General features: G+C 67.1%; 21 protein-coding genes and 2 pseudogenes. 8 read left to right on the top strand and 15 right to left on the bottom strand.

What is annotated here, in order from left to right; all coding sequences use genetic code 11:
* The first annotated feature begins 75 nt into the window (after window positions 1-75).
* The gene (locus RM532_RS01635; protein WP_311651365.1) at window positions 76-1,062 is read left to right on the top strand and encodes an AraC family transcriptional regulator; all 987 of its coding nucleotides are present in this window, start codon (window positions 76-78) and stop codon (window positions 1,060-1,062) included.
* Window positions 1,063-1,087: 25 nt separating this feature from the next.
* On the opposite strand, the gene RM532_RS01640 is transcribed toward RM532_RS01635, so the two are convergent.
* From RM532_RS01640 to RM532_RS01665, 6 genes and pseudogenes are all read right to left on the bottom strand, one after another.
* Window positions 1,088-1,603, bottom strand: a complete 516-nt coding sequence (locus RM532_RS01640) for a DUF2380 domain-containing protein (RefSeq protein WP_311651366.1) — start codon at window positions 1,601-1,603, stop codon at window positions 1,088-1,090.
* A 235-nt stretch (window positions 1,604-1,838) separates the two neighbouring features.
* Window positions 1,839-1,982: pseudogene (locus RM532_RS01645) on the bottom strand (hypothetical protein); the annotation flags it as partial.
* A 35-nt stretch (window positions 1,983-2,017) separates the two neighbouring features.
* A complete protein-coding gene (locus tag RM532_RS01650) occupies window positions 2,018-2,770 on the bottom strand; it encodes an alpha/beta fold hydrolase (protein ID WP_311651368.1) in 753 nt (250 codons plus the stop codon).
* Between the two features lie 194 nt (window positions 2,771-2,964).
* A complete protein-coding gene (locus RM532_RS01655) occupies window positions 2,965-3,090 on the bottom strand; it encodes a hypothetical protein (protein WP_311651369.1) in 126 nt (41 codons plus the stop codon).
* Window positions 3,091-3,141: 51 nt separating this feature from the next.
* Entirely contained in the window at window positions 3,142-4,602 is a 1,461-nt protein-coding gene (locus RM532_RS01660; RefSeq protein ID WP_349255236.1) for an MHYT domain-containing protein, read from the bottom strand.
* 469 nt (window positions 4,603-5,071) lie between these two features.
* A complete protein-coding gene (locus RM532_RS01665) occupies window positions 5,072-7,249 on the bottom strand; it encodes a malate synthase G (RefSeq protein ID WP_349255242.1) in 2,178 nt (725 codons plus the stop codon).
* Window positions 7,250-7,643: 394 nt separating this feature from the next.
* Here RM532_RS01665 and RM532_RS01670 point away from each other — a divergent pair, with 394 nt between their 5' ends.
* From RM532_RS01670 to RM532_RS01695, 6 genes are read left to right on the top strand one after another with little or no spacing between them, the layout of a single operon-like run.
* A complete protein-coding gene (locus tag RM532_RS01670) occupies window positions 7,644-8,054 on the top strand; it encodes a type IV pilin protein (RefSeq protein WP_311651372.1) in 411 nt (136 codons plus the stop codon).
* The gene (locus tag RM532_RS01675; RefSeq protein ID WP_311651373.1) at window positions 8,051-8,554 is read left to right on the top strand and encodes a GspH/FimT family pseudopilin; all 504 of its coding nucleotides are present in this window, start codon (window positions 8,051-8,053) and stop codon (window positions 8,552-8,554) included. Before RM532_RS01670 ends, RM532_RS01675 begins: the two co-directional genes overlap by 4 nt.
* Window positions 8,551-9,114, top strand: coding sequence for a type IV pilus modification protein PilV (gene pilV, locus RM532_RS01680; RefSeq protein WP_311651374.1), 564 nt, complete (start codon window positions 8,551-8,553; stop codon window positions 9,112-9,114). Before RM532_RS01675 ends, pilV begins: the two co-directional genes overlap by 4 nt.
* A complete protein-coding gene (locus RM532_RS01685; protein WP_311651375.1) occupies window positions 9,111-10,169 on the top strand; it encodes a PilW family protein in 1,059 nt (352 codons plus the stop codon). The genes pilV and RM532_RS01685 overlap by 4 nt, the downstream gene beginning before the upstream one ends.
* Window positions 10,169-10,606: a pilus assembly PilX family protein gene (locus RM532_RS01690; protein WP_311651377.1), complete on the top strand. Its 438-nt coding sequence runs from the start codon at window positions 10,169-10,171 to the stop codon at window positions 10,604-10,606. The genes RM532_RS01685 and RM532_RS01690 overlap by 1 nt, the downstream gene beginning before the upstream one ends.
* Before the next feature lie 18 nt (window positions 10,607-10,624).
* Window positions 10,625-13,744, top strand: coding sequence for a pilus assembly protein (locus RM532_RS01695; protein ID WP_311651378.1), 3,120 nt, complete (start codon window positions 10,625-10,627; stop codon window positions 13,742-13,744).
* Window positions 13,745-13,757: 13 nt separating this feature from the next.
* On the opposite strand, the gene RM532_RS01700 is transcribed toward RM532_RS01695, so the two are convergent.
* Genes RM532_RS01700 through cobA form a run of 3 tightly spaced genes read right to left on the bottom strand, consistent with a single transcriptional unit; the run spans window position 13,758 to window position 16,598 of the window.
* Window positions 13,758-15,230 carry a RimK family protein gene (locus RM532_RS01700; RefSeq protein WP_311651379.1) on the bottom strand — a complete coding sequence of 491 codons (1,473 nt, stop codon included), beginning with the start codon at window positions 15,228-15,230 and terminating at the stop codon, window positions 13,758-13,760.
* Entirely contained in the window at window positions 15,230-15,697 is a 468-nt protein-coding gene (locus tag RM532_RS01705) for a GNAT family N-acetyltransferase (RefSeq protein WP_311651380.1), read from the bottom strand. The genes RM532_RS01700 and RM532_RS01705 overlap by 1 nt, the downstream gene beginning before the upstream one ends.
* Window positions 15,698-15,743: 46 nt before the next feature.
* Window positions 15,744-16,598, bottom strand: coding sequence for a uroporphyrinogen-III C-methyltransferase (gene cobA, locus RM532_RS01710; protein ID WP_311651381.1), 855 nt, complete (start codon window positions 16,596-16,598; stop codon window positions 15,744-15,746).
* 83 nt (window positions 16,599-16,681) lie between these two features.
* Here cobA and RM532_RS01715 point away from each other — a divergent pair, with 83 nt between their 5' ends.
* On the top strand, window positions 16,682-17,533 hold the full coding sequence (locus RM532_RS01715; protein ID WP_311651382.1) for a uroporphyrinogen-III synthase: 852 nt from the start codon (window positions 16,682-16,684) through the stop codon (window positions 17,531-17,533).
* On the opposite strand, the gene RM532_RS01720 is transcribed toward RM532_RS01715, so the two are convergent.
* The 6 genes and pseudogenes from RM532_RS01720 to RM532_RS01745 all read right to left on the bottom strand — a co-directional run.
* On the bottom strand, window positions 17,496-20,225 hold the full coding sequence (locus tag RM532_RS01720) for a molybdopterin-dependent oxidoreductase (protein ID WP_311651383.1): 2,730 nt from the start codon (window positions 20,223-20,225) through the stop codon (window positions 17,496-17,498). The genes RM532_RS01715 and RM532_RS01720 overlap by 38 nt on opposite strands.
* 97 nt (window positions 20,226-20,322) lie before the next feature.
* On the bottom strand, window positions 20,323-20,664 hold the full coding sequence (gene nirD / locus RM532_RS01725; protein ID WP_311651384.1) for a nitrite reductase small subunit NirD: 342 nt from the start codon (window positions 20,662-20,664) through the stop codon (window positions 20,323-20,325).
* Window positions 20,664-23,126: a nitrite reductase large subunit NirB gene (nirB, locus tag RM532_RS01730; RefSeq protein WP_311651385.1), complete on the bottom strand. Its 2,463-nt coding sequence runs from the start codon at window positions 23,124-23,126 to the stop codon at window positions 20,664-20,666. Before nirB ends, nirD begins: the two co-directional genes overlap by 1 nt.
* 89 nt (window positions 23,127-23,215) lie before the next feature.
* Window positions 23,216-24,583, bottom strand: coding sequence for an MFS transporter (locus tag RM532_RS01735; protein WP_311651386.1), 1,368 nt, complete (start codon window positions 24,581-24,583; stop codon window positions 23,216-23,218).
* 23 nt (window positions 24,584-24,606) lie between these two features.
* Window positions 24,607-26,001, bottom strand: a complete 1,395-nt coding sequence (locus RM532_RS01740) for a CmpA/NrtA family ABC transporter substrate-binding protein (protein ID WP_311651387.1) — start codon at window positions 25,999-26,001, stop codon at window positions 24,607-24,609.
* A gap of 375 nt (window positions 26,002-26,376) precedes the next feature.
* A pseudogene (locus RM532_RS01745) lies at window positions 26,377-26,917 on the bottom strand (hypothetical protein); the annotation flags it as partial.

Genomic DNA, 26,917 nt, shown 5'->3' on the forward strand with positions numbered 1-26,917 from the left:
TGATACGCGCGAGCGAGCGGATGCACTTGCCATGCGGAAGGCCGGAAGCGGTAGGAAAGGAATGGTGAGGGCCGCATGACGCAGCCGGCCCTGACCCGGGCCAGCACCATGGGGCCGGTGGTGGAGTTCGTCGCGCGCGGCGGCGGCTGCGTCGCTCGTGTTTTCCGCAGTGCCGAGCTGCCCCTGCGCCTGGCCGAGCAGCCCGACTTGCTGGTGCCGCTCCGGGACCAGTTCCGGCTGATCGAATGCGCGGCCCGTGAGCTCGGCGATGATGCGTTACCGGCGCGGCTGGCGCGCGAGGCCGGCGTTGCCGGGCTGGGCCCCTGGGCACAGCGATTCTGCGCGGCGCCCTCGCTGCGACGGGCGATCGAGACCGGGATCGGTGATTGCGCGTTGCTGCTGCAATCCGCCACGCATATGGCCTTGACCGTCGACGGTCCGCTGGCGCGCTGGACCTATCGCATCACCGAGAGGACGCCGGTGGGTCGGCAGAAGAACGAGCTGTTGGCCATGGGCTACATGATCTCGGTGCTGCGCTGGTATGCGGGGGCAAGCTGGGCTCCGGATCGCCTGGACATGCCGGGCCCGCGATTGCCCGGCCGTGCGTCAGTGGAGAGCCTGAACGGCTGCGACGTCACCCATGGTGAGGTGGCCGCCGTGGTATTTCCCGCGCACCTGCTGGACGTGCCCAACCCGCGCACCGGCTGCTTCCGCTCGGAAGACGACCCGACGAGCTTGCCGGGGGCCGAGGATCTCGTGGGCTACGTCCGCGAGCTGGTGCGCCTGAGCCTGTTGGATGGCCGGCCCCACCGCGCCTGGGTGGCCCGGCGGCTTGGCCTGACGGTGCGCACGTTGCAGCGGCGGTTGCAGGCGCAGGGCACCAGCTTCGCGGATGTCGTTCGCGGGATCAGCCGGGCGCAGGCTGCGGTCTTGCTGCGCCGGCCCGAGGCCTCGGTGACGGAAGTGGCCTACGAGCTGGGTTACGCCGATCCGGCGCATTTCACCCGCGCCTTCGTCGACTGGTACGGACAGTCACCGCAGCGCTGGCGGCGCGAGCATTAGACAGCCCGGGATGTGCACCCCCGCGTCATGAAGCCGGCGCGGGCGCCGCGGTCGTCAGGATCTGCATCACGAAATCGGCCGCCCGCTGAAACGCGCGGTCATTGTCGCCGCGAAACGAAAAGGAACGGTCGAGCAGCAGGGCTTCATTATCCAGGTCGACGGCCTGCACCTTGCCCCACTGCACGAGCGTGCTGATCTTGTGGATGCCGCCGTAGACCAGCATCCGGGCGCCGGCCTCGCGGGCGGCCTTGATGAGCTCGTCTGGCGCCAGGTCCCCGGCCGTGCAGTCGGGTTTGCCGCAGCGCAGCTCCCGAACCGTGAACGCGCCATCTGCCGCCAGCCGCTCCCGCAGGATGGTGACGAAGCCGGCCATCCGTCGGGCGTGCTCGGCCTGCTGGTCGGTGGGTTCGCCGGAGGTGTCGTAGTAGTCGAAGTCGGCGACCGCCACCGGGATCGTGGATTCGGCCGCCATCGCGGCGCCGCCGGCCAGCCATACCCACAGCAGCATTCCGACTGTGAGCGCATTCGTCCGATTTTTCATCGTCTTCTCCTCCCGTGTGTCGGCCGGTCGGGCCGTCGCACCCAGAGGCTAGCCGCGCGCCTTCGACCCACGCTTGCCATTTCGTGCCACTGGCGCCCGCAACGGCCCATGTGCCCGGCGGGGCGCCAGTTGCACAAAAAGCGCCAGTGGTGAGCCCGGTCTGCTGTCAGTGATTGGCAGGCGATCATAGCCCGGCCGGAGCCGGGCGTTGTCCCGTCGCGGACCTATTGGCGGATCAACCGATCCCGAGCTTTTCCTTCAGTTCCAGCCGCCGGGTATGCAGCACCGGCTCGGTATAGCCGCTGGGCTGTTCCGCACTCTTGAATACCAGGTCGGCTGCGGCCTTGAAGGCGACGGCGTTGTCGAAGTCCGCCGACATGCACGAAGTCGATACGATCGACGAGGGTTGCGGCATCAGGCCCGCAGCGCCTTCTCAATCGCCTCCTGGGCTTCGGCAGTGGCTTCGATCATGGGGTAATGCCCGACGGAGGGCAGCTTGACCAGCCGGCCGTCTGGCAGGTGATCGAGCGTGGGCTTGAGATAATCCGCCGTGATGAAGGGATCGGTCTCACCATAGAGGATTGCGACGGGCGACTGGATCCGGGAGAGGTCGCCCATGAAGTCGGCCGACGTCCAGTTCTTCAAATAGGCCTCCCAGGTGGGGCGATCCATCGTGGCGCGGTTACGGGCGACCAAACGGTCCAGGTCGTCCGCCTCAATGCCGGGCGCCAGGTTGGAGCGGATTGCCGCACCCGGATCGTCCCACGCGTTCGCGAACGCGGCGTATGTGGCTTCGTCCAGGGGCGTGCCACCGGGCGACACTGGCGTGAGTGCGACCACCCGGGAAATGGCTTCGGGGCGCAGGGTCGCCACTCTCAAGGCCGTGACACCGCCCATCGAGTGCCCGACCACGGAGAACGAGGTCCACCCCAGCTCATCGACAGCCGACAGGGCCGACGCCGCCATACCGTCGACGCCATCGGCCGGCTGGGAAGGCCGGCTGGCGCCATAGCCGGGAAAGTCCAGGTACGCCCACGTGAAGTCCATCACGTTGCTCTTTGCGCGGGTGCCGAGCCACACGCCGCTGTCCAATGCCCATCCGTGAAGAACCAGCACGTGATGCGGGCCGTTTCCCTCGATGGCAGCGAAGTGTGCGTCGATCGTCATGAGTGCCTTCTCCGAAAGTATGCAGCGGGACCCGCGGCGCGGCTGCGGGCTTTTTTGTGCCACCAGGCCGCTGCCGGTCGCATCACCGGTTGGGCGTGATGGCGTCGCTGACAGCACCAGCGCCATTGTTCGTGCAGAGTTCAAGCCTTACGCCTGTGCCGGCGGAAGGTCAAGAAGCGCATCTCGGCATTTTCTCAATGGCCGGCCTCGCGCGCCTTGAATACGCTGACGGTCTGCCCTTCGGTGACGCGATTGCCGTCCCGGAAGGTGGCGTGGTTGCGGGCGTCAATTTCCCGGGCAGAGGTTTTGTCGCCTGGCATCGGCCAGCGACGGCCCGTTTGGTCGTACGGGTGCCTTCCAGGCCTCACGTGTCATGCGATAGGCGGTGCATGTCCTGCCTGCGTCTTCTTCATGTCCGGCTTGAAAAATCGGTAGCCATAGCGGTTGTCCGCCTTGGCGGCGTACATCGCGGCATCGGCGTTTTCGAGCAGGGTAATGGTATCCGTACCGTGATCCGGATAAAGACTGATCCCGATGCTGCAGGAAACGGCGACCTCCCCTTGCGGCAGGACGACAGGCTGCGCGATGGTATCGCGGATTTTTTCGCAGAGGGCTGCAGCGTCTCGTGGGTCGGCCAGCTCGCTGAGAATTACCACGAACTCGTCGCCGCCGACCCGGGCGACAGTGTCGGTACCGCGGACCGCGCCGACAAGACGGTCGGCGAGCACCGTGAGCATGAAGTCGCCGCTGCGGTGGCCGTAGGTGTCATTAACCGGTTTGAAACTGTCCAGATCGATGAACAGGACCGCGAATATACGGCCGCCGCGTTCGGCGTGGCGGATCTCTTGCGTCAGCCTGTCCTCGAGAAGGGCCCGGTTGGTAAGTCCGGTAAGTGAATCCCGGAAGGCAATCGACTGCAGGTGCTGGTTATCGGCGCGCAGAAGGTTGGCCATTCTTGTCTGCTTATCGGCCATGTGGGCGTCCAGGGCGGAGGCGATCAACGTTGCCAGCAGGAGGACGATGCTCGCGCCGCCGACGAGATGGGCAAGCGAGGCCGACGTCAGGTTGTGGCCCTCGGTGGCGGCCAGGCTGACGGTCTCCGGGGCAAACTGCGCCGCCGCCATGCCGACGTAGTGCATGCTGGAGATGGCACCGCCCAGGATAGCGGCGCCGCCGAGCTTGGCGAGCACGGCCACGGCTGAATATCGCTCGCGCAACTCGAAGGCAATCCACAATGCCAGGTACGATGCGGCCAGTGCGATGGCCACCGATGCCGCCAGCAGTACTGGATCGTAGGTGATGGCAGGCGCAATCCTCATGGCTGCCATGCCGATGTAGTGCATGCTGCTGATGCCGGTGGCGATCAGGATGCCGCCAATCAGGACATGCCTGTTTTGCAGGCGCTGACGGCTCACCAGCGTCAAGGCGAGGGCGGATGCGCCGATTGCGGGCGCCTGTGAGAGCAGGGTCAACACCGTGTCATAGCTCATCGGGCCGTCAAGCGGCAGCCGGAACGCCAACATGCCCACGAAATGCATGGACCAGATGCCGATGCCCATGGCGAATCCGCCCACGACGATCCAGATCCATCCGCCTGGCCCCGGGTGGGCGGTGACCCGGCCCGCAAGATACAAGGCGGCGTACGACGCGATCACTGCCACCGCGATCGACAAAGCCACCAAGCTGGGGTCGTGTGTTCCGTGCAAAGCGGGCCTGCAGATGGTTAAGAAGCCACCAGGACGGTCAGTATGTCTCGCCGAAAAGCCTAGCAGAGTCGGTGTATCGGCAGCCGCGTCAGCCGATTGCGGTACGCGCAATCCGGAGAGGGGCAAAGGGCCGGGTATTGAAAGTCATTCGTCGATTGCCGGGAACCGTCTATTTATTCCGAAAGCCGCTCGAAGCGAAACCGCCTGGCCCCGATCGTCACGCTATAGGTACCGTCAGTCCTTGCGCGGTCGGCATGCCGAGGACTCTTCAAGCGGTAATCTCTCACGGGCCATGGCTGTGCCGGTCGATCGAGGATTCGTCAGCGGACTCAGGCCAACGCCTCCGGCCAACCGCGCCCGTTCAGCAGCGTTTCCAGATTCTGCGGTCGGTACGCCCCGTCCGAGTCGTACCGCTGCTTGACGGAGCGGTGGATGCCGGTCCGAATGTTGTGGTCAAGCAGCGGTCGGCCATGGCTGGCTCGCACGCCCCGGCAACATCAACAACGCAAACCGCCGCCGCGGGGCCACCCCATCGACCGGACACGAAAACGCTCGGCCTGGAGCCGGGCTCTCCGTTTGCCGCGCGTGAGTGCCCTCAGCCGACGCCGAGCTTTTCCTTGAGTTCCAGCCGCCGGGCATGCAGCACCGGTTCGGTATAGCCGCTGGGCTGTTCGGCGCCCTTGAATACCAGGTCGGCTGCGGCCTTGAAGGCGACGGAGCTGTCGAAGTCTGCCGACATGGCCTTGTAGGTCGGGTCGCCTTCGTTCTGGCGGTCGACCACCTTCGCCATGCGCTTGAGCGTCTCGATCACCTGCTGGGTGTCGGTGACGCCGTGATGCAGCCAGTTGGCGATGTGCTGGGATGAAATCCTGCAGGTGGCGCGGTCTTCCATCAGGCCGACGTCGTTGACGTCCGGCACCTTGGAGCAGCCCACGCCCTGGTCGATCCACCGCACCACGTAACCAAGAATGCCCTGGGCGTTGTTGTCCAGTTCTTCCTGGATGGCGTCGGCGGACCAGCTAGTGTCGGCGGCCAGCGGAATCCTGAGCAGGTCATCCAGACTGGCGCGGCGGCCCTTGCTGGAGATCTCCTCCTGGCGGGCCAGCACGTCGCGGCGGTGGTAGTGGATGGCGTGCAGGGTGGCGGCAGTGGGCGATGGCACCCAGGCGCAGTTGGCGCCGGCATCCGGATGACCCTGCTTGGTGGCCATCATCTCGCTCATCACGTCGGGCTTGGGCCACATGCCCTTGCCGATCTGGGCGCGGCCGCGCAGGCCGCATTCCAGGCCGACGTCCACGTTCCAGTCCTCGTAGGCCTTGATCCAGGGTTCGGCCTTCATGTCGCCCTTACGTACCATGGCGCCGGCTTCCATGGAGGTGTGGATTTCGTCGCCGGTGCGGTCCAGAAAACCGGTGTTGATGAAGATGACGCGTTCGCGGGCCTCGTTGATGCAGGCCTTGAGGTTGAGCGTGGTGCGCCGCTCCTCGTCCATGATGCCCACCTTGAGGGTGTTGCGCGCGATGCCCAGCGCGTCCTCGACGCGGCCGAACAGTTCCACCGTGAACGCCACTTCCTCGGGGCCGTGCATCTTGGGCTTGACGATGTAGACGCTGCCGGTCCGGCTGTTGCGATGCGGGCCATTGCCCAGCAGGTCGTGCTTGGCGATCAGGCTGGTGCAGTAGGCGTCGAGAATGCCCTCGGGCACTTCGTTGCCATCGGCATCGAGCACCGCGGGTGTGGTCATCAGGTGGCCGACGTTGCGGATCAGCATCAGGCTGCGGCCGGGCAGGCGTAGTTCTGCACCGTCCGGCGCGGTGTATTCGCGGTCCGGGTGCAGACGGCGGGTGGTGGTCTTGCCGCCCTTGTCGAAGGACTCTTCCAGATCGCCCTTCATCAGGCCCAGCCAGTTGGCGTAGACCCCGGCCTTGTCGACGGCGTCCACCGCGGCCACCGAGTCCTCGCAATCCTGGATGGCGGTGACCGCCGATTCCATCAGCACGTCCTTGACCCCGGCGGCATGGTTGGCACCGACCGGGTGAGTCGGGTCGATCTGGATTTCCGCGTGCAGGCCGTTGTTGACCAACAGCACGCCGTCCGGGGCCTCGGCGCTGCCGCGAAAACCGGCGAACTGACCGGGATTCTTCAGGCCGAATTCGCCCTTGTCCGTGGTCACGGCAAGGGTGCCGTCGACGATGGCGTAGCGGCTGGCGGTGGCGTGGGAGGCACCATCCAGCGGGAAGATTTCGTCCATCAGCTTGTCGGCTTCGGTCACCACCACCGCCCCGCGCTCGGGGTTGTAGCTGGCGGTCTTTTCCTGACCCGGCTTGTCCTCGATCAGATCGGTGCCGTACAGGGCGTCGTACAGGCTGCCCCAGCGGGCATTGGCCGCGTTGAGCGAAAAGCGGGCATTGGAAATCGGCACCACCAGCTGCGGGCCGGGCACGCTGGCGATTTCGGCATCCACGTTGGACGTGGTGACCTGCACCGCGGCCGGTTCGGGCAACAGGTAGCCCAGCTCCTCCAGGAACGCCTTGTAGGCGGCGGCGTCATGGGGCTGGCCGGCGCGCTCGCGATGCCAGGCGTCGATCTGCTCCTGCAGCGTCTCCCGCTTTTTCAGGAGTTCGCGATTCTTCGGCGCCAGATCGTTAATGATCGACTCCAGGCCTGACCAGAACGCATCGGTGTCCACGCCCGTGCCCGGCAGCGCCGTGTGGATCAGATCATGCAGCGGCTTGCCTACCTGCAAACCGCCAACCTGCACGCGTTCCGTCATGTCGAATGCCCCGTTCATGGAGGTTGGGTCAGGCGCCGGTCGGCGCGCGTTTGTGACCCAATAGTTTAGCAAAGGCGGTTGTGGCGAGCCCCGGAGTTCGCCCTGGGCTGGTATCGGCAGGCCATGAATCCAGGTGCGAAATAGTTGACAACGCACTGGCAATAAAAGAAGTTCAGGCAACGGCAGGATCGCGATGGGCAGTCCCGCCATCGCGTCAGGGGGGAAGTTGGCAATGAATCAGGGGGGAAGTTGCGTCCATCGCCGGGAAGGTGATGGCAGGCAACTGCGGTTTGCCGCTGATCCGGCGGCGGCCGCCGTTCGTCGGCGCCCATGCAAATTCCGGTACGGCCGGCCGATAACCCGTGACGGCCCCTGCTGGTCATGGACGACAACGATGCGGCGACGGATGCCGACGGGATTCACTTTGATAGAGCTGCTGATCGTGATGACGATCGTGGCGATTCTGGTCACGGTGGCTTTCCCCAGCTACCGCGCTTTCGTCGTGCGCGGCCACCAGGCCGGGGCGCAGGAATTTCTGCTCGACGTGCTCGGTCGTGCCACCCAGTTCCGACTTGATGCCCGCGCGTACCCGACCGACCTTGGCGACGCGGCCGGCGAGCTGGACATGGCGATTCCCGAGGGGGTCAGCGATTACTACACCGTGACCGTGACTACCAATAACGCCGCTACCCCGCCAAGTTTTGTCGTGACCGCGACGCCGCGTGCCGGCACGGTACAGGCCGATGCGGCCACCCTGGCGCTGAGCGCGGATGGCAGGAAGTCGCCGGCCGAGGTCTGGAAATGAGACGTCGTGCCCGGGGTTTCACGCTGGTCGAGATGATGGTCGGCCTGGCGATCCTGATCATCCTGATAACGATTGCGGTGCCCGGCTTTCAGGGCTTTACGGCGGACCAGAGCACCAAGAATGCGGCGCAGACGCTTTACGCAACACTGCTGTATGCGCGTACCGAAGCCATCAAGCGCAATACCACCGTGCATGTGCTGCCGCTGGGCGGCACCGGCGCCGACTGGGCCGAGGGCTGGATGGTGTCGACCAATGCCGCCGCTGCCGACATCGATTGCGGCGATACCGCCAGCAATGCCGGGGTGCTGCAGGCCTATTGCGGTATCGGCTCGACCGGTGTCGCGGTGTCGCCGGCGCCCGATCAGGTCAGCTATGAAAGTTCCGGCCGGTCGGTGGCCACCCGCTTTCGTGTCTGTGCATCGGGCGCCACCCAGGGCCGTGATGTGCGGGTCGAACTGGGCGGTCTGTCGATGATTGCCGTCAATGGGGAATGCTCGTGAGGACAGCCGCCGGATTCACGTTGCTGGAGGTCCTGGTCGCGCTGGTCCTGGTGAGCATCGCGCTGCTGGGGTATGCGGGCCTGCAGGTGCGGGCGCAGCAGACCGAAATCGAAGCCTATCAGCGCGCCCAGGCATTGACCCTGGTGGCGGACATCACCGCCCGCATCAACCTGAACCGGGTGGCGCGTCGCTGCTACGTCACCACCGATGTGCTCGGCCAGCAATTCCATATCGGCGCGGGCACCGACAACTTTCCCGCCTGCGTCGGATTCGGCGACAACGAAACACGTGCGCTGGCCGATGCCGATCTCGCCCAGTGGGATGACCTGCTCGACGGCGCGAGCGAATCGCTGGGCGGTGCCGATGCCGGGGGCCTGCTGGGGGCCCGGGGTTGCATCACGTTCGACGCGGCAACCGATTCGCTGACCGTGACGCTGGCCTGGCAGGGCGAGACGCCGTCGGGCGCGCCTCCCGCCAACCCCTGCGGGGAAGGCGCATACGGCGATGAGCGTCTGCGCCGAACGCTGTCGGAAACACTACAGTTCGCGGCGCTCGGATGAACGGTCGCGCGCCAACGCAGACGGGGTTCACCCTGGTCGAGATCATGGTGTCGATGGTGATCGGCCTGTTGCTGGTGGCGGGGGTGGTCGCGCTGGCCGCCACCGGCAGCCAGGGCAATCGCCAGATCGAGCGCCAGGTGCGGCAGATCGAGAACGGCCGTTTCGCCATCGACGTTCTGTCGGACCATCTTCACCATGCCGGGTTCTATGGCGGTTTGTATCCTCCGGTGGCGCCGATGCCCGCGTTGCCTGCCGCACTCCCGGATCCCTGCGGCGCTGCGACGCCGACGTTTGCCGAAGACGGTATGCGGTTGTTCCTGCAGGGCCTGGATTCGCCGGCCGGCGATCCCGCCGGCAGTTGCCTGACCGACGCCGACCACGTGGATGGCACGGATGTCGTCACCATCCGCCGCGCCGGCACGCTGGCCAGAACGCCGGCATACGCTGCCGGCCGATCGGCGCTTTTCCTGCAGGCTGCGGCCGGGGACTACCGGCTGGATCTGGGCACTCAGTCCAATCCCGATGCCGACGGTTTCGGAATTACCCAGAGCAATGCCGCGGGTGTCCAGGTGGCGGCCCCGCTGCGGGACTGGCAGGTCGAGACCTTCTACATCGCGCCGCGCACCCGCCCGGTAGACGCCACGCCTTGTGACGGTGACCAGTCCGATGCCGGGCGGCCGATCCCCACCCTGATGCGGCTGCGCCTGGCGGGCAGCGCCTGGTGCGCCGAGCCCCTGGCGGCCGGCATCGAAATGCTGCAAGTCGAGTACGGCATCGATACCAGCGACAACGGCATCCCCAACCAATTCGAGGAACAGCCCGACAACCCGCAGGAATGGGCGGACGTGGTCGGGCTCAGGCTGTACCTGCTGGCCCGCACGCAGCAACCGCTGGGTGCTGCCACCGACCCCAAGACCTATCGGATGGGCGAGGGGGTGGCCGGCCCGGATGGCACCGACGATTTCACGCCGCCTGCCGGCGATGGCCACAAGCGGCATCTGTTCACCTCAACGGTCCGGCTGGCGAATCCGGCCGGACGGCGGGAGAAGCCGTGATGCGTGGCGCTCGGACACAGCGTGGTGTGGTGCTGGTGGTCAGCCTGTTGATGATTGCCGTGCTCGGCCTGCTGGCTACCGCCTCGATGAACTTCTCCGGCGGATCACTGCTGATCGTCGGTAACAGCCAGGAACAGGACAACGCCGAGAGCGTGGTGCAGCGGGTGGTCGAGAACACCATCAGCCGCCTGGACAACTTCACCGCGCCGGCGCCGCTGCCGGCCGGCACGCGTGAGGGCGGATTGAACGTGGCGCGTTCCGCGCCCGTGTGTGTGCGTTCCAGCACCATGCCGGGGTTCTCGCTGGTCAATCCGCTGTCGCTGCAGCACAACTACTACGAGTTCGATGCCGGCGCCGCGGATCCCGCCGGCGGTGCGAACAGCCGGGCCCGGGTGGGTGTCCGCATTCTGCTGAACGCCGGCACCTGTTCGCCGTAACCCGAAAGGACTTCATCAATGTTTTCATGCCGCTTGCACGTACTGGCTACCGCCTCGGCGGTGACCGTCGCGACTCTGGCGCTGCCCCTGCAGGCCGAGGACATCGATCTGTTCCGGATCACGCAGGCCGAGATGCGTAAGCCGCCCAACGTGCTGTTCATGATCGACAACACGGCCAACTGGAACTCGACCCTCGGTGATTTCACCAAGCGGTCGCTCGAGCATGAGGCATTCGCGCGCATATTTGCCCCGGATGAGGCCTGGGAGGACGACGCCGGCAACCCGTTCGTCAACCAGCTGAATATCGGCTTCATGGTGTTCTCGGAGGAACAGCCCGACGGCGGCAAGGTGATCAAGCACGTCCAGCTTCTCGATGAGACCTATCGCAGTGAGCTGTTCAACCTGTTTGCCAGCGGCGTGAATGACACCAAGTCCGGCATCCAGCAGGCCAACAACGCGGCCTATGCGCTGGGCATGCACGAGGCCTACCAGTACTTCGGCGGCCGCGCCCCGCGTGCGGGCGGGCTGGACCAGAAGGACACCAAGATTGTCCAGGACCCGCGCGCCCTGAACGGTGATCGCTATGTCAGCCCCGGCGCCGAGGCCTGCCACAATTACCTGATCCTGATCGGCAACGGTCAGCCGGACTCCGGCGAGAACAGCGGCGGTACGCCGGAGAATCTGCTGCGGCGCATCGGCGGTAACACCGCCACCATCCCGCTGGAACCCGATGACTACGAGGCGATTGTTGCCGACGAGTACTCGCGTTTCTTCAACGCCGCCGATGTGGTCCCCGACGACATCAAGGATGGTGTGCAGACGCTGCGCACGTATGTCATCGACGTCTACGACCCGAATTCGAACCAGGAGGGCAACCGCAAGAACCGGGCGGGCCATGCATTGCTGAAATCGATCGCGGTGCAGAACAACCAGGACGCCTATTACCCGGTGCAGGAGCCGGTGGAACTGCTACAGGCGCTGCAGGATGTGATCGATGACATTCTTGCCGTCAACAGCGTGTTCGCGGCGGTGGCGCTGCCGGTGTCGGTGAATGTCCGGGGCACCAATCTGAATCAGGTCTATATCGGTGTGTTCCGGCCCGACGCGGATGACCGCACCCGCTGGTTCGGTAATCTCAAGCTCTATCAACTGAATGCCGATCCGGCCACGGATAACGTGTTCCTGGCCGATGTCGACGGTGATGCGGCACAGAGCCCGGTGACCGGTTTCATCAACAACGGCGCGACCAGCTTCTGGACGCATGCCTCCAGCTACTGGGATTTCGCCCCGAGTGGCGAGCCGCCGTCCGGCTCGGATGCCCCGGACGGCGCCGTGGTGGAGAAAGGCGGGGCGGCTCAGCAGTTGCGCGATCTCGAGACGGCAGGCGCCTATGCGGGCGCGCGGAATATCTACACCTGCACCGATGGCTGCGACACCGGGGATCTGCTCAGCGCCACGCCGTTTTCCAGTGCCAACGCGGATGTCGGGCTGGATGCCGATCTGATCGACTGGATTCGCGGCGAGGACAATCACCAGGTACCGGTCGAGACCGGCGGCAGCGTCCCGGAGGATGAGGATGGCGACGGCCGTACCGACGATGTACGCGCCTCGGTTCACGGGGACGTCCTGCATTCCCAGCCCGGCATCGTGAACTACGGCACCGGTGGCGGCGATACCGACGTGGTGGTCTTCTACGGCGGCAATGACGGCATGATCCACGCCGTGCGCGGTGGTCGCGATGCCGCTGGCGGCGGCGAAGAGCTGTGGTCGTTCGTGCCGCCCGAATTCTTCGATGAGCTGGGCGCACTGCGTTCCAACGCCCAGGGCAAACGCTATTTCGCCGATGGCAATGTCGCCGCCTACGTCATGGACGTGGATGGCGACCGTGTGGTCGAACCGGCCGACGGCGACAAGGTCTACGTGTACGCCACCATGCGTCGTGGCGGGCGATTCCTCTATGCCTTCGATGTCACGGCACCGGCTTCGCCCCGGCTGCTCTGGAAAGTGGATCCCACCACGCCGGGTTTTGCGGAACTCGGCCAGACCTGGTCGGATGTGCGCATCGGCCGCCTGCGCGGCATGGCGGATCCGGTGGCCATTTTCGGCGCCGGCTATGATCCGGCGGCCGAAGACGCGGACCCGGTCACGGGCACGGATAACTCATCCGGCGCGAGCAGCGGCCGCGGCCTGTTCGTGGTCAACGCACGTATCGGGGAACTGCTGTGGCAGATCGGGCCGGCCCCGGACAGCAGCGCAGCCGGGGATATCACGGTCACGGAGTTGGCCATGCAGTACAGCATGCCGGCCGGCCCCACCCCGATCGACCGGGACCGTGACGGGTACCTCGACCGGATCTACATTCCGGATACCGGGGGGCAGGTCTGGCGGATCGATCTGGTGGACAGCACCGCCTCGGGTGGCCCCGACTTCGCGTTATGGGACCACTACAAGCTGGCCGATGTCGGCGCTGACCAGGAGTTCCAGTACCCGGTGGACGTGGTGGCGGCCCCGGCCACCGAGCTGGACGAGGCCTTCGACGCCGTGCTGGTGGGGTCGGGGGATCGCGAGCAGCCGTTCTCGCTGACCCCGACCAATCGCTTCTATATGTTCAAGGACAGCCAGACCGAAGGACCGCCACCGGCGGCGCCGATCGGGGTGGGTGACCTGTATGACGCCACCGACAATCTCATCCAGGTGGGCAGTGAGGGCCAGCAGGCGGCTGCGGCCACGGACCTGGCCGACCGCGACGGTTGGTTCGTGACCCTTGGCAACGCCGGGGAAAAGGTCGTGGGCGGCGCCACCACGCTGGCCGGCAGCACCTTCTTCAATACCAACCAGCCCCCGTCCGAGGCCACGCCCTGTGCGGCGGACCTCGGCATCGCCCGCAACTATGCGGTCGACTACCGCACCGCCAGCGCCACCATCGAGCAGGATGGTCGTGAGGGTCTGACCACACCGGATCGATTCAAGGTCACGCCCGGCGGGGGTTTCCCGCCCACGCCGGTGCCGGTGGTGGTGCCCATTGGCGACAAGCAGTATCTGGCGGTGATCTCGGGTACCACGGTAACGGGGGTGCCCAATATTCCGCTGGGCGTGCGAGAGCGCGTTTACTGGTACCGGGAGGGACTGGACGACTGAGCGCGCCGGCCGCTCAGCGTCCGGCGCGGTTCGGCCGCCCCCGGCTTTCCAGCCGCCGCAGGAACTCGGCCATGATCCGGCGGTAGAGCTCGTTGCCGAGCACCGCGTCTTCGACATCCCGGTCGATGCTCGGGTTGTCGTTGATCTCGATCACTCGCAGGCCCTGGGCGGTCTGCTTCAGATCCACGCCGTACAGGCCATCGCCGATCAGGTTGGCGGCCCTGACCGCGGTGCGCACCACGTCTGCCGGGGCCTCGTCCACTGCCAGGGTGCGGAAGCCGCCTTCCTGGAACTTGCCATCGCCGTCGTGCTTGACGATCTGCCAGTGCGCGGCGGCCATTTCGTACTGGCATACGTAAAGCGCCTGGCGATTGAGTACTCCGACCCGCCAGTCGAACTCCGTGGGCACGAATTCCTGCGCCAGGGCCAGTTCCGACTCGTCCAGCAGTTCGGCTGCGCGCTTGGCCAGCTCTTCGGTGGTTTCGACCTTGAACACGCCTTTCGAGAAGGCCCCCTCCGGCGTCTTGAGCACCATGGGAAAGCCCAGCATATCCGGCAGGCGGTCCACCTCGCGCTCGCCGAAGATCGCGGTACGCGGAGCCGGAATCCGGTTGGCGGCGAGCAACTCCGCCAGATACACCTTGTTGGTGCAGCGCAGGATGGAACGCGGGTCATCGATCACCACCAGGCCCAGCTGCTCGGCCCGGCGGGCGAAGCGGTAGGTATGGTGTCCCAGGCGGGTGGTTTCGCGGATGAACAGCGCATCGAATTCGGCCAGACGGCCGAAGTCGCGGGCGCGGATGAATTCCACGTCCAGCCCCAGTTCGCGGCCGGCGCTGGCGAATCGAGGCAGCGCGCCGCGGTCGGATGGCGGCTGGGACTCGGCCGGGTCAGCCAGGATGGCCATGTCGAAGCGGAAATCGCGGCGCCGCCGACGGCGCCGTCCCCGAGCCATGTAGCCGGACAGGGCGGCCGGCAGGGCCTGGTGTGCCTCCTCGCTCAGCGATCGCGGTGCGAGGGTGCGCAATGCGGTAACCGCCAGCCGCCGGTCACTGCTGATCTCGAGTTCCAGCAGCGGCGCCGGGAAGGCCCCGAAGGCCTGGCGGGCCAGGTCCTCGAAACCGGGCACCGTGCTCTGGCCGAACAGGATGTGCAGCTGCCGTGGAAGCACGGCGCGGCGCTCCGCTGGCAGCTTGTCGAGCAGGGCGGACAGTGCCGGCATTTCGTAGCCGTACAGGGCCTTGCGGGACAGGTCCTGGATGGTGGCCACCGAGGGAATCACACGATGGCCGCGGGCCTCGGCCAGCAGTGAACAGTAATAGCCGGTGCTCTGGTAGCGGACGCTGCGACACAGGTTGATGACGTGGAATGCCCCGGCCGCGTAGGCCGGGTCGGTCAGGTAATCGTCGGCGGCCACCACCCGCGCGGGGCTCTCCGCCGCCCGCCAGTCGCGCGGGCTTTCCACTACCAGAATCGCTTCCGCCATCAATCCAGTCGCTTTTCCAGACGAACGCCGTCCTCGCCGCCGGGATAATACGCTGGTAGATCGCGTTTGCGTTGATAACCGTGGCCGGCGAACAGCGCCAGCGAGGCCCGGTTGGACTCCCGCACCTCGCAGACCATGCGATTGCAGCCGAGCCGGGTGGCCCGGTCTTCCGCCGCGGCCAGCAGACCTGCCGCCAGCCCCTGCCCGCGTGCCGCGGCGTCCACCGCAATCGAGTAGACCCGCGCCGTGCGCGCGCCGCGCCGCAACAGCAGCGTGAGATAGCCGACCAGGCGGCCGGGCTGCTCGGCCGCGAGAGTGATCGCATTGGCCCGGGTCAGCAAGTAACGCAGGCTGCGCCGCGTCTGGGCATCCCGGTCGAAGCAGCGCTGCTCCAGCGCCACGATGGCGTCAAGGTCGGCGGGCTCGACCGGCCGGATGAAAGGGAGATCGGGATCGTGATGCGGCATGAGCGGACACGATAATGCCAAGCTGTCCGTAACGCACTGCTCACGGTCAGGCCGCCGTTGCGTTGGCCGGGATTCCGGGCGCCGTTTGCCAGCGCGGGTGCAGCGCGACGACTTCGCCGACGATGGTCAGGATGGCGCCGGCATTGGTCTGTTCCGGCGGTTCGGCGAGCAACCCGGCAAGCGTGGTCAAACGTACCGACTGGTTCGGGCCGGTGCCGTCCCGGATGATGGCCACCGGACAGTCCGCTCCGCGACCGCTGCGCAGCAGACGCCGGGCCAGCAGGCCCAGTCGCCGGCCGCCCATGTAGAACACCAGCGTGTGGCCCGGCCGGGCCAGGGCGGACCAGTCGGGTTCGTCGCCTGCGCGGCCGAAGCGGGCGGTGACGAACTGCACGCTGTGGGCGTAGTCACGGTGGGTGAGCGGAATGCCGGCATAGGCGGCGCAGCCGGTGGCGGCGGTGATGCCGGGAATCACCTGGCAGGCAATGCCGGCACTGGCCATCGCCTGCACTTCCTCGCCGCCGCGGCCGAACACGAACGGGTCGCCGCCCTTGAGTCGCACCACGCGATAGCCGGCTGCCGCATAACGCCGCATCAGGCGATGGATCACGGCCTGACGGGTGCGATGGTTGCCGCAGCGCTTGCCGACATGGATGCGCCGGGCACGGCGCGGGGCCAGTGCCAGGACCTCGGGGGCGATCAGGCTGTCATGCAGCACCACCTGGGCGCGTTTCAGCGCCCGCACGGCGTTGACCGTGAGCAGGCCGGGATCGCTGGGGCCGGCCCCGACCAGCCAGACTTCTCCGGCGCGCCGGCGGCGGGCGTGCCACCACCGTGTCAGCCGCTGGATGGCATCCTCGCCCGCCTGACGCGGCGCCTGAAACAGGTGCGCGGTGATCATGGTCATTGCCCCCGGCATGACGGCAGGCCGAGGGTTGGCGACAATGGCGATTCGCCCGACGCCTTCACCCGGATACTCTCGCCATGACCGATGCCGATCCCACCGACCTCGCCGACGCCCTGGCCGGCCGCCGCATCGCGGTGCCGGAATCGCGCGCGCTGGACCTGTTCGCCGACATGCTGGAACGCCGCGGCGCAACCGTGCTGCGGGCGCCGCTGGTGGCGATCCACGACGCGCCGGATCCCGCGCCGGTCGAAGCCTGGCTGCGCGAATTCGCCGAGGGCGGTTGCGACGACCTGATCCTGCTCACCGGCGAGGGGCTGCGGCGCCTGCTGGGTTTTGCCGAGCGCGCCGGCGGCGACCTGCGTGATCGTTTCGTGGCGCGGCTGGGTCAGGTGCGCACGCTCACCCGCGGTCCCAAGCCGGCGCGGGCCCTGCGCGATCTCGACCTGCGCCCGACCCTGACGGCCGCGACACCGACCACCGACGGGGTGATCGAGACCCTGATCGCCGAGGACCTCGCCGGTCGGCGCGTGGGCGTGCAGCTCTACGGCACCGATCCCAACGACAAGCTGGTCGGCTGGCTGCAAGAGGCCGGGGCCGAGGTCCGCCCGGTGGCGCCCTACATCTATGCCGACGACGCGGAAGACGAGCAGGTGGCTGCGCTGATCGACACGCTGGCGGATGGCGGGGTCGACGCCATTGCCTTCACCAGCTCGCCGCAGGTGCGCCGCCTGTTCCAGGTGGCCGGCCGGCGCGAGTGCGAGGATCGCCTGCGCGCCGGGCTGGCCGCGACTACGGTGGCGGCCGTGGGGCCGATCATCCGCGATGCGCTGACCGAGCGTGGGGTCCGCGTGGACCTGATGCCCGAATCCAGCTACTTCATGAAGCCGCTGGTCAATGCGCTTGCGCGGCAACTGGGTTCGTCTCGTTAGCATCATCGTCCGTTGTAGTGGCGTGGATGTCGATCAACCGGCGCAGGTCCGGCAGGCAGGAGCCGCAGTTGGTGCCCGCGCCCAGCGCGTCGCCGATGGCCGCCGGTGTGGTCAGTCCCTGATCCTGAATCGCCGTCTCGATCACCGCGCGGCTGACGCCGAAACAACTGCACACCGGCGGACCGGTATCGCCGCCGGATTCGACCGGGCCGCCCGCGAGCAGGGCCATGCGGTCCGCGTCGGATAATTCGTCCTGCGCGAACAGGCCACCCAGCCAGTGGCGCGCCGGCAGGCCAGGCGGTTCGGCAGCCACGAACAGGCAGGCTTCCAGTCGGTCGTCCACCAGTCGCGCGCCGCGGTAGGCGCCGGCCCGCTCGTCACGAAACTCGAGCCAGTCGGCATCGGGACTGGTAGCGCCCAGCAGTCGGCGGGCTCGCTTGCCCCAGTCGCCCACCGCCTCGCTGGCGGCCAGTTCGGCGCGCCAGAATTGTTCGCCGCGGACCAGCACCCAGTAGTCCAGATCCGTTTCCCCGGTCAGCGCGGGGCGCGTCCGGGTCAGCAGAAAGCCGTGCCAGCGGGCGGCGAATGCGCTGACGCGCAACGGTGTGTGCTTGAACTCGGGTTCGCCGGAAAGCGGATCCACCACCGGGTTGACCAGCGCACCCACGCGGCCGGCAGAGGCGGTCTGCCCGTTCCAGTGCATGGGCACGAAAACGCTGCCGCGAGCCTGGCCCGGGTCGATCCGGACACGGGCCAGCATGTGCCCCCAGCGGGTGTCGAGCCGGGCCAGCGCCCCGTCGCGCAGGCCGAAGACCTGCGCGTCCTGCGGGTGCAGCGTGGCGAAGGGCTCGTCGACATGCGCCGACAGGCGCGCCGAGCGGCCGGTACGGGTCATGGTGTGCCAGTGGTCGCGGACCCGGCCGGTATTCAGGACCAGCGGGTAGTCGGTATCGGGGGCATTGGCCGGGCCCCGTGGGGTCACGGCCACGAAGCGGGCACGGCCGGATTTGGTGGGGAAACGGCCGTCGGCGAATAAACGCTTTGCGGCTGTCCCGTGTCTCGAGTCCCGAGTTCTGCTGGCCGGAACCGGCCACTGCAGGGGCTCCAGCGCGTCGTATTCCGCCCGTGTCAGGTTCGCCAACCCGCCGATGTCGAAAACATGGCGCCCGTCGTTGTCATGGGCCGACAGCGCGGCATGCTCCCGGAAGATGTCATGCGGCGAGTCGTAATCGAAGGCTGCGCCGTGCCCCAGCCGGCGGGCGACTTCGGTGACGATCCACCAGTCCGGTTGCGCCGACCCGGGCACCGGCAGGAACGGCCGCTGGCGGGAGATGCAGCGTTCGGAGTTGGTGACGGTGCCGTCCTTTTCGCCCCAGGCGGCGGCGGGCAGCCTGATGTCGGCGCAGGCGAGGGTGTCGGTGGCGCCTTCGCAATCCGATACCACCACCAGATCGCAGGCCTCCAGCGCGGCCCGGGCGGCATCCGCGTCGGGCAGGGATACCAGCGGGTTGGTGGCCATGATCCAGACCGCCTTCACGCGGCCGTCGCCGATGGCCTGAAACAGGTCGACTGCCTTGAGGCCCGGTTCGCGGGCGATATACGGGGCACGCCAGAAGGTGGCCACCGAATCCGCCGCGTCGAAATCCCGGTGCGCGGCCAGGGTATTGGCCAGACCGCCCACCTCGCGCCCGCCCATGGCGTTGGGCTGGCCGGTGATCGAGAACGGCCCTGTGCCCGCCCGGCCGATGCGGCCGGTGAGCAGGTGGCAGTTGATGATGGCGTTGACCTTGTCGGTACCGGCGCTGGACTGGTTCACTCCCTGGGAGAACACCGTGACCGTCCGCTCCGTCGCGCCGAACCAGTCGAAGAAGCAATCCAGATCGGCCTCGGCGATGCCGGTGGTGCGGGCCAGCTCGGCGGTGTTGCCGCTGCGTCGCGCGGCCGCCAGGGCCGCGAAGGCACCCTCCGTATGGGCATCCACAAAGCTGCTGTCGATGTGGCCGCCGGCTTCCAGATGGGCCAGCAGGCCGTTGAACAGGGCGACATCCTGACCCGGCGCCACCGGCAGATGCAGGTCGGCGTCCTCGGCGGTGGTGGTGCACTGCGGATCGATGACCACCAGCTTCAGGTCCGGCCGCGCGGCGCGCGCGGCCTCGATGCGGCGGTAGACGATGGGATGACACCAGGCGGTGTTGGAGCCGACCAGCACGATCAGGTCCGCCGCCTCGAAATCCTCGTAACAGCCGGGTACCACGTCCTCGCCGAACGCGCGCATGTGGCCGGCCACCGCCGAGGACATGCACAGCCGCGAGTTGGTGTCGATGTTGCCGCTGCCGATGAAGCCCTTCATCAGCTTGTTGGCCACGTAGTAGTCCTCGGTCAGCAACTGGCCGGAGACGTAGAAGGCCACGGCCTCGGGACCGTGCTGTTCGATAACGTCCCGGAAGCCGTCGGCGACGGCGTCCAGCGCGGTGTCCCAGTCGGTGCGTTCGCCGCGCACTTCGGGGTGCAGCAGGCGGCCGTCCAGGCCCGTGGTGTCACCGAGCGCGGCGCCCTTGGAGCACAGGCGGCCGGCATTGGCCGGATGGCCCTCGTCGCCGGCGATGCTCACGGCGCCGTTGTCATCGACCGCCGCACGCACGCCGCAACCGACGCCGCAGTAGGGGCAGGTGGTTGTTACGTTAATGGACATGGTTCAGCCGGATTCCAACCGCAAAGACCGCCAAGAGACGCAAAGAAGACAAACGGAATACCTCATAAATCTTTGCGTTCCTTCGCGCCCTTCGCGGTTAGCGTTGTTCGGGTGACATGCACAGGAACAGCACGCCGTCGCGGTTCTCGACGGAATACCGGGCGGTGTGGCCCTCGTCCGGTTCGCAGGCGGCGCCGTCGGCCAGGCCGATGCACCAGTTGTGCAGCGGGCAGGTGACCTTGCGGCCGTGGACGATGCCCTGGGACAGCGGTCCGCCGCGATGCGGGCAGGCGTCCTTCAGGGCGAATACCTCGTCGGCGCTGGTCCGGAACACGGCGATGTCGCCCGCGGCGGTACCAACCGTGCGGGCACCCAGCCGGGGAATGTCTTCCAGCCGGCCGATCTCGATCCATTCGGCGTCCGTCATGACGGCGGCCATCAGCTCACCTCCTTGAGCGGGATGTAGTGCTCGCGATTGATGCCCTGCGCCGAGCGCTCCTCCCAGGGGTCGGTCTGGGCGAACTGCTGGGAATGGGTGAAACGCTCGGCCAGGGCCTTGCGGTTTTCCGCGTCATCGACCACGCGAGCCTTTACGTGGTCCAGACCCACCCGCTCGATGTAGGGGGCGGTGCGCTCGAAGTAGTGGCCTTCCTCGCGATACAGCTGGGTGAAGGCCAGGCAATATTCCCTGGCCTCGTCCGGGGTCTTGACCCGGCAGAGTACGTCGGCACCGCGCAGCCTGGTGCCGCCGTTGCCGCCCACCTGCAGCTCATAGCCGGATTCCAGGCAGACGATGCCGAAGTCCTTGATCGAGGCCTCGGCGCAGTTGCGGGGGCAGCCCGACACCGCCATCTTGAACTTGTGGGGCATGAACGAGCCCCAGGTCAGGTGCTCCAGTTCCACGCCCAGCGTCGTGGAGTCCTGCACCCCGAACCGGCACCATTCCTTGCCCACGCAGGTCTTCACCGTGCGCAGGGCCTTGGCGTAGGCGTGGCCCGAGACCAGTCCGCCCTGCTCGCGCAGGTCGCGCCAGATCGCCGGCAGGTCCTGCTTCTTCGCCCCCAGCATGTCGATGCGCTGGCCGCCGGTGACCTTCACCGTGGGGATGTCGTACTTTTCGGCCACGTCGGCAATCGCCCGTAGCTCGCGCGGGTTGGTCACCCCGCCGAACATGCGCGGGACCACCGAATAAGTGCCGTCCTTCTGGATGTTGGCGTGGGCCCGTTCGTTGATGAAGCGGGAGGCATCCTCGTGCTCGGCCTCGCCGGGCCAGCTGGCCACGCAGTAGTAGTTCAGCGCCGGCCGGCACTTGTGGCAACCGTCGGGTTCGCGCCAGTCCAGGGCCTCGCGCACCGCGGCGGTGTTGGTCAGGTGCCGGTCGACGATGGCGGCGCGCACCTCGTCGTGGGACAGATCGGTGCACTCGCAGACCGTGACCTTGTCCGGCGCGGCCTCGAGGTCGTCGCCGAGGGTGGCCTCCACCAGCTGCGCCACCAGGTCCTGGCAGGAGCCGCAGGAGGTGCCGGCCTTCGTGACCTTGCCCACGGCGGCCAGGGACTTCAGATCGTGCTCGCCGATGGCGGTCACGATGTCGCCCTTGCATACGCCGTTGCAGTCACAGATCTGGGCGTCGTCTGGCAGATCGGCCACGCCGGCGTCATTCGCCGGGTCGCCGCCTTCGGCGTAGGCCCGCCCGAACACCAGCCGGTCGCGGAATTCGGATACGTCGGTGCCGTCCTTCATCAGTTGGAAGTACCAGCCACCGTCGCCGGTGTCGCCATAGAGCACGGCTCCGGCGACCTTGTTGTCGCGTAGCACGATGCGCTTGTACACGCCGCGGCGAGGATCCTGGAACACCACGTCCTCGGTGGTCTCGTCGCCGACGAAATCCCCGGCCGAAAACAGGTCGATGCCGGTGACCTTGAGCTTGGTCGAGGTCACCGAGCCCTCGTAGCTGCCGCTGCCGACCTGGGCCAGATGTGTGGCGCAGACCTTGGCCTGCTCCCACAGCGGGGCGACCAGGCCGTAGGTGGCGTTGCGGTGCTGTACGCATTCGCCCACCGCGTACACGCGCGGGTCATAGGTCTGCATGGTGTCGTTGACGATCACGCCGCGTTCGCAGTGCAGGCCGGCGGACTGGGCCAGTTCGATGTTCGGCTTGATGCCCACCGCCATCACCACCAGGTCGGCCCGGATCTGATCGCCGCCGGCGAAGCGCACGCCTTCGACTCGCTTCCTGCCGAGGATGGCCTCGGTCCTGGCCTCCATGCGGAAGGTCAGCCCGCGCTCCTCCAGCGAGGACTGCAGCATCTTCGCCGCCGGGGCGTCGAGCTGGCGCTCCATCAATGCATCCATCAGATGCACGACGGTGACCTCCATGCCCTGTTTCATCAGGCCGTTGGCCGCCTCCAGTCCGAGCAGGCCGCCGCCGATCACCACCGCCTTGCGGTGGCTTTTCGAGGCATCCAGCATGCCGTTGACGTCGTCGACGTCGCGGAAGGTGATCACGCCTTCCAGGTCGTTCCCGGGGACCGGGATCACGAACGGATTGGAGCCGGTGGCAAGCAGCAGCCGGTCGTAGGGCACTTCCCTGCCGCTGCGGGAATGCACGATGCGCCGCTTGCGGTCGATCGATTCCACCGCATCGCCGCTGTGCAGGGTGATGCCGTTTTCGTCGTACCACTCGCGGGTGTTGATCATGATCTCGTCGAGCTGCTTTTCCCCCGCGAGCAGCGGCGAGAGCATGATGCGGTTGTAGTTGCCGTAGGGTTCGGCGCCGAACACCGTGATGTTGAAGTCGCCGGCGCGGATCTTGAGTAGGTCCTCGACGGTGCGCATGCCGGCCATGCCGTTGCCGATCACCACCAGGTCCTGTTTCTGTTCGGGCAGTTTGTCTGCCATGAGTTGTCTCCGAAGCTTCGTCGTTATCAATCGGGTGCATCCGTATCCCCTCTCCCCGCATTGAGGGAGAGGGTCAGGGTGAGGGGATGTCAGGCCGGACTGGGCTCGGCGTCCGACACCTCGTCATCGCGTTTACGCTCGGCCATGGCGGCGCGCAGGGCGCTGTCCTCCTCGGCCTGCACCGCGGGCGAGAAGCGCACGGCCAGGGCGAAGAAGGAACAGACCACCACGGCGCAGCCCAGGAACAGCAGGCCCTGGGCATAGCTCAGCGATTCGCTCTTGAACAGGAAGCCGGCCGCCACCGCGCCGGCGTTACCGCCGGCGCCGACGATGCCGGCCACCGCGCCCAGCGCCTTCTTGTGCATGAAGGGCACCAGGCCGAAAGTGGCGCCCTCGGACATCTGCACGAACAGGCTGAACAGGATCATCGAGGCGATGGCCAGCGCCAGCACGGTCATCTGCGAGAACAGGATCAGCGCGAAGCCCTCGACCAGTAGCGCCAGGAACAGGAACTGCACCCGGCCGCGCAGGCCGCGGTAGCGGGCGAACAGGTCCGAGAAGAAGCCGCCGAGCGTGCGGGCGAAGAGGTTCATCAGCCCGAACAGGCCGGCGATCAGCCCGGCGGTCTTCAGGTCCAGGTCGAATTCGTCGAAGAAATAGATGGCCGCGACGTTATTGATCGTCAGCTCCACCCCGAAGCAGGCGGCATAGACGATGAACAGCGCCCACACGCGGTAGTCGGCGGCGGCGGTCTTGAAGGTGCCCCAGCCGCCGCGCTCGGCCTTCGCCGGCGGAATCAGGCCCTGTTCGCGCAGTTCGCGGTAGTCGCCGTCCGGCGCGTCCCGGGTGACGAACCAGTAAGCGATGCCGGTGGCGAACAGCACCATGCCGGGCACCACCATGGCCAGCCGCCAGCCCAGCGTTTCCGACACGCCGAGGCTGACGATGGCGGTGAAGATCAGCGGCATCACGATCTGGGTGGTGCCGCCGCCGAGATTGCCCCAGCCGGCGGTGGTGGCATTGGCCGTGCCCACCACGTTGGGGCCGAACATCACCGACGTGTGGTACTGGGTGATCACGAACGAGGCGCCAATGGCGCCGATCGCCAGCCGCCCCATCAGGAAGGTCTCGAAGGAGTCGGCGAAACCGATCGCCATCACCGGCAGCGAGCCGAGCACCAGCAGCCACGTGTAGGTGCGGCGCGGGCCGAACTTGTCGCACAGCGGGCCGATGATCAGCCGCACCAGCACGGTAATGGCCACCGAGGCGATGATGGTCGAGCCCACCATCGATTTGTCCAGGTTCAGGTCTTCCCGGACCACCGCCATCAGCGGTGCGATGCCGAACCAGCCGAAGAAACACAGGTGAAAGGCCAGCCAGGTCATGTGGAAGGTACGCATCTGGATCGACTTGAAATCGAACAGGCGGATGCGCGTGGCTTTGTTGGCGAGTTCCATGGGTCGTCCTTGCAGGTCTTGCTTCAGGCGTGGGTTTCGGGGTTGAGCCGCCGCAGGTCGGCCAGCGCCGCGCTCAGAGCGTGGCGCTCGAAGGATTCCAGGTAGGCCACCGGCCGGTCGGGGTCGAACACGCGACCGTCGATGAAGCGGTCCGGCCCCATCGCCAGAGCGCCGTCGTTCGTGGTCAGCGTCCAGGACTGGGCGTGACCGCCGGCAGGTCGATCATCCGCGGCCGGCGCGGGCATGTTCAGCTCGCCGGCCACGGCCCGGTAGATATCCGGCCGGTAGACCTCGGCCGCGGCCCGGCGGATATCCACGGCGTGCCGGATCTGGCCCCAGCGCAGCATCTGGGTGATGAACCAGGCTGCGTGGGAACGCCAGGGGAAGTTGGCCGCGTAACGGTGGAATACATTGAAGTCCGGCAGCGCCTCCGGCTGGGAGCCGGGGTGGTACTGAAAGCCGCCCGACAGGGCCCGGCGCAGCAGGGCCGGGTCCGCGTCCACGTACGCCGGTCCGGCCAGGATCTGGGCCGCCTCGGCCCGGTTGCCCGGCACGTCCAGCCAGGCGCAGGCGGTGATCAGGGCCCGCAGCAGTGCGCGGTGGGTGTCCGGGTTGGTGTCGGCCCAGTCGCGGGTGACGCCGAACACCTTTTCGGGCGCATTGTTCCAGAGCTCATAGCCGGTAATCACCGCGTGTCCGACGCCCCGCGCCACGGCCAACTGGTTCCAGGGTTCGCCCACGCAGTAGCCGGCGATGCGGCCGGCCGCGAGGTTGGCCACCATGCGCGGCGGATCGATCACGATCAGCCGTACGTCACGTTCCGGGTCGATGCCACCGGCAGCCAGCCAGTAGCGCAGCTGGTAATTGTGAGACGACACCGGGTAGACGCTGGCGAAGGTCAGCGGCGCCAGCCCTTCGGCCTGGTCGGCCTCGATCACCCGTTTGAGGGCACGGGCCGACACCGGGCGGCTGGCCATGGCCTCGGGGTCGGCGGCGAGCATCCGCTGGTACAACTCCGCGGATACCGTGATTGCGTTGCCGTTGAGGTTGAGCGACAGGGCCGTGATCATCGGCTGCGGTGTGCCGCTGGCCCCCAGGCTGGTCGCCAGCGGCATGCCTGCCAGCATGTGGGCGCCGTCGAGCGCGCCGATCGCCACCTTGTCGCGAATGGCCGCCCAGGAGGGCTCGCGGGACAGCCTGACTTCCAGTCCTTCGGCCGCGAAGAAGCCACGCTCGGCAGCGATCGCCAGCGGGGCGCAATCGGTGAGCGGGATGAAGCCGAGCGTTACCCGGCGCTTGCTGGAGGCGTTTCGTCCGTTGCCGCGACTGGCGCCGGCCAGGCCGGTGGCGGCTGCCATCGCCGCCCCGGCACCCCCGGCCAGCAGCCGTCGGCGGGAGTCCTGAAATGGGCGGCTCATGGCCGGCTCCGGCGTATTGTGAAAGTCATGGCATTCATGGCGTTTCCCCTGGCCCAAACAAAAAACGCCCGCGCCTCGACCGTGGTGGTCGAGACGCGGGCGTCTTTGCCCTGAGCGATCTGCTTGTGTCACCGCTGTCGGCATCCGGATCGCCATTGATCCGCCGGCATCGGCGCTTGTGAACATTCTTGCAGTGACCGTGCCAATCGGCTTTTTGTGTACTTTTATATTACGAATCAGATGGTTATCTGCTGGTGTGCAATTGACGGATGGCCGGCTCGCGATCCGCCCCGCACCATGGCGGCCCTTCTCGGATCGGATTTGCACCAATGCCGGGCACCAGGCCTGTTAATACTTCCCGCGCGCCGCGCCGGCTCAGTCGAACGCGAATGCGGCTTGCAACCACAGGCGGCGGGTATCGACCGCGAATGTCCTGGCCCGGTAGTCGGCGGCCTTGGCCAGCAGGCTCAACTGTTCGGTGACCGGTACGGCGACGGACAGGTCGATTTCGCGGCCGTAGTCGGCATCGCCCTGGTCGGCCCGTAGATCGTGATAGGCCGCCGTCAACCGGACCGGCCCCGCCTTGCCGGACAGCTTCAGGTAGCGGTCCACCACCCCGCCCGGCGGGGTGACGAGAAATACATCGGCCCAGCCCTGGAAGGCGTGGTTGGTCGCCAGCGGGAACCGGAAGCCATAGGTGCCGTCGCCGCCGAGTCGCTCGTAGCCGAGGGTGGGTGTGATCGGTAACCCGGCCAGCGATAGCTGCAGCCGCAGATAGTTGGCGTCCACGGTTGCCGGCGCGTCGGCGTGATCGGTCTGCTCGGCATAGGCCAGTTGATAGCGCAACTGGCGCAGGGTGCCGGTTGCCCGCAATCCCAGCACCCGATGGTCGGGGGCCCCCGGTGCCCGCGGGACG

The organism is Spectribacter hydrogenoxidans (assembly GCF_031846275.1).
Lineage (GTDB): Bacteria > Pseudomonadota > Gammaproteobacteria > Nevskiales > Salinisphaeraceae > Spectribacter > Spectribacter hydrogenoxidans.